We start from the raw sequence: 2880 nt of genomic DNA, 5'->3' as shown, positions 1-2880 counted from the left end.
GCTTAGTACCGTCGGCCGCAAACAAGGCTTGGGAGGGTCCGTCATTCGGTTCCTGCCGCGCCATGACGCGGAGCTTGGAACTGTGACGGCACATGCGACCACCGAAGGATTTAGCGACTACAGGGGCTACCGCACCTGGTATCGCGTAATCGGAGATCTCAACTCGGGCAAGCTGCCGCTGGTCATTGCTCACGGCGGGCCGGGTTGCACCCACGACTATGTCGATTCGTTCAAGGAGCTTGCCGATACCGGGCGGGCCGTCATCCACTACGATCAGATCGGCAACGGCAAATCGACCCATCTGCCCGACAAGGGCGGCGACTTCTGGACCGTCGATTTCTTTTTGGGCGAACTCGATGCGCTGCTCGCTCACATTGGCATTGCCGAGCGTTACGCCCTGCTCGGCCAGTCCTGGGGCGGCATACTTTCGGCCGAACATGCCGTGCGACGTCCTGCAGGGCTCAAGGCATTGATCCTGGCCAATTCGCTGGCCTCGATGGCGCTATGGGTGGAAGGCGCGCTGCAATTGCGCGCCGGGCTGCCGGCCGACCTGCAAAATGCGCTTGACCGGCACGAGGCAGCCGGGACCACCGATCACCCGGATTATGTTGCGGCAACCAAGGCGTTCTACGAACGCCACGTCTGCCGTGTCCTTCCGACGCCGCCGGAGGTCGCCCGGACATTCGCCGCAATCGACGCGGATCCGACGGTTTATCACACCATGAACGGACCCAATGAATTCCACGTCATCGGCACCATGCGGAACTGGAGCATCGTCGAGCGCCTGCATCTGATCGAGGCGCCGACCCTGGCGTTCCGCGGATTTTACGACGAAGCGACCGAGGCCTGCGTCCAGCCTTTTCTCGATCATATTCCCGACGTCGAAGGCATGGTCTTCCCCAATTCCAGCCATATGCCGCATGTCGAGGAGAAGGACGACTGCCTCGCCGCCGTCGGACGCTTTCTGGCCAGATACGACTGAGGTCCATACCCCCACAGCAGCCTATCCTTGCGCGAGCTCATTGTGCAGGGCTTAGAGCCGCCCGATTTGCTCATAATTTTTCCACGATCAGCCGCGATGGCCGCGTCCCATCGAGAAAAACCGTGTTGCGCGCCACTTGCCGGCTACGGCCGAGGCCAGCCGGCGCACCGGTATTCGGATTGACGTCGAACTTCGGAAAATTGCTCGAAGAGATGTCCAGCCGCAGCCGATGGCCGGCACGGAACAGATTGGCGGTCGCAAATAACTCGATGCGAAGCCGCATGATCTCCCCAGGCTTCACGAGCTCGGCTCTTTCGAATGAATGCCGGAAACGGCAGCGGAAAATCCCGTCTGTCAGGTTCAGGGCAAAGCCCGTCGGATAGTCTGCGCTCGGTGGATAGACGTCGATCAGTTTCGCCGTGAAATCGGTGTCGGTTGCATCGGTCGCCGCCCAGAGCTCCACCGCCACCCGTCCGAGCACGGTCAAATCGTCGGCAAGCGGCTCGGTCTCGAAGGAGAGGACATCGAGACGGGCGGAAAGCGGCAAGCCAAAATTGCGGCAGCCGAAGAACCTGTCGTCCTCTCTCTGGTCGAAGCCGCCGCCGGCGAAGATCGGCTGACCGCTGGTCAGCGCCCCGCCGATGGTCGGGACGGGATCGGCGGGATCGAAATCATAGGTCAGCGCGACGGCGTCGGCCGCAGGAAAGGCCTCCGACAGCCTGCCGTTGGGGTGCAGATAATAGCTTTGCTCCGTCACGCCCGCCAGCGGCCACCGCTTGGCTTTGATCCAGCGCCCGCCGTGATCGAGACGGCCCGTTTCATTTTTCGTGCCCTTTCCCCCGCCCATGACAAAAAGGCGGATCGGCTCCTCGTCGAGATCGCCCTCCGGCCCGCTCTTCAGCCAGCGATCGAACCAGCTTCGACGAAACTCCAGCCAGCTCGCCGCCACATTGCCGCCGAGCGGAGCGTTCGGTCCGAAATCGACGTCGCCGGCAAAGGACAGATTGCGGTCGCCGTGCAAGCCCGGACCCATGATCAAGGCGAGCGGCCGTTTGCCATTGCTGGCAAGGCCAGCCAGATTCTCGAACGTCGTCGGGACATAGACGTCGAACCAACTCGACATCAGCGCGATCGGAATGTTGGGAATGGCATCGTAAAAGCCCGCTGCATGAATGCCCACCTGCTTCCAGAAATCGTCGAAGGTCTCGTGCCGCCACTGCTCGAGCAGATAGGCCTCGTATTGCGGAGCCCAGCGGAGCGGCGAACGTCCCTCCGACCACGGCATTCTGCCGAACCAGCGATGCAGGTTTTCCGCTCCGAGCGCCTTTTGGCCCAACTCGTCGCCGGCGGCAACGGCGCTCTCGCGGGCTTCCCGGTAGGCCCAGGTCGCCTGCTTCAGCTCGAACGCGCCACCTTGGCGGATGCCGCAGGTGAAGGCGTTAGAGAACCCGCCGGAATCAAGGATCATAGTAGCAAGAGCCGGTGGCGCAAGGCACGCCGCCGCCATTTGGGTATGTGCGGCATAGGAAAGGCCCATGGTGCCGATCCGGCCGTTGCACCAGGGCTGGGCTGCGATCCATGCAAGCGTGTCGTAGCCGTCCGGACCTTCGGAGCGATATTTGACGAACTCGCCTTCCGAGCCATAGCGGCCGCGGCAGTCCTGATAAACGACGATGTAACCATGGCGCACGAAATGCTCGGCGACCGTCGCGCGATCCATCGGTTCGGTCATACCGACCTCGAGCTCGGCGCGCGACGCCATCGCCTTGCCATAAGGCGTCCGCTCAATGATTACGGGAGCTGGCCGGTCCAGCGCGCCGCCTCCCCTTGCCGGTCTGTAGATGTCGGTCGCCAGTCTTACCCCATCGCGCATCGTCACCATGACGTCGCGGCAGAGC

The 2880-nt window shown here is 62.6% G+C and carries 2 protein-coding genes; one reads left to right on the top strand and one right to left on the bottom strand.

What is annotated here, in order from left to right; translation table 11 throughout:
• Window positions 1-82: 82 nt before the first annotated feature.
• Window positions 83-982, top strand: coding sequence for a proline iminopeptidase-family hydrolase (locus tag EOA86_RS29020; protein ID WP_128344807.1), 900 nt, complete (start codon window positions 83-85; stop codon window positions 980-982).
• Window positions 983-1052: 70 nt separating this feature from the next.
• Here EOA86_RS29020 and EOA86_RS29015 read toward each other — a convergent pair.
• The coding region (locus EOA86_RS29015) for a CocE/NonD family hydrolase (RefSeq protein WP_245497409.1) at window positions 1053-2880 on the bottom strand (1828 nt) is incomplete at its 5' end.

This window comes from Mesorhizobium sp. M5C.F.Ca.IN.020.32.2.1, assembly GCF_004023105.1.
Classification (GTDB): Bacteria; Pseudomonadota; Alphaproteobacteria; order Rhizobiales; family Rhizobiaceae; genus Mesorhizobium; species Mesorhizobium wenxiniae.
The sequence above is the reverse complement of the archived record's forward strand: the minus strand, read 5'-3'. Positions and strand labels throughout refer to the sequence as shown.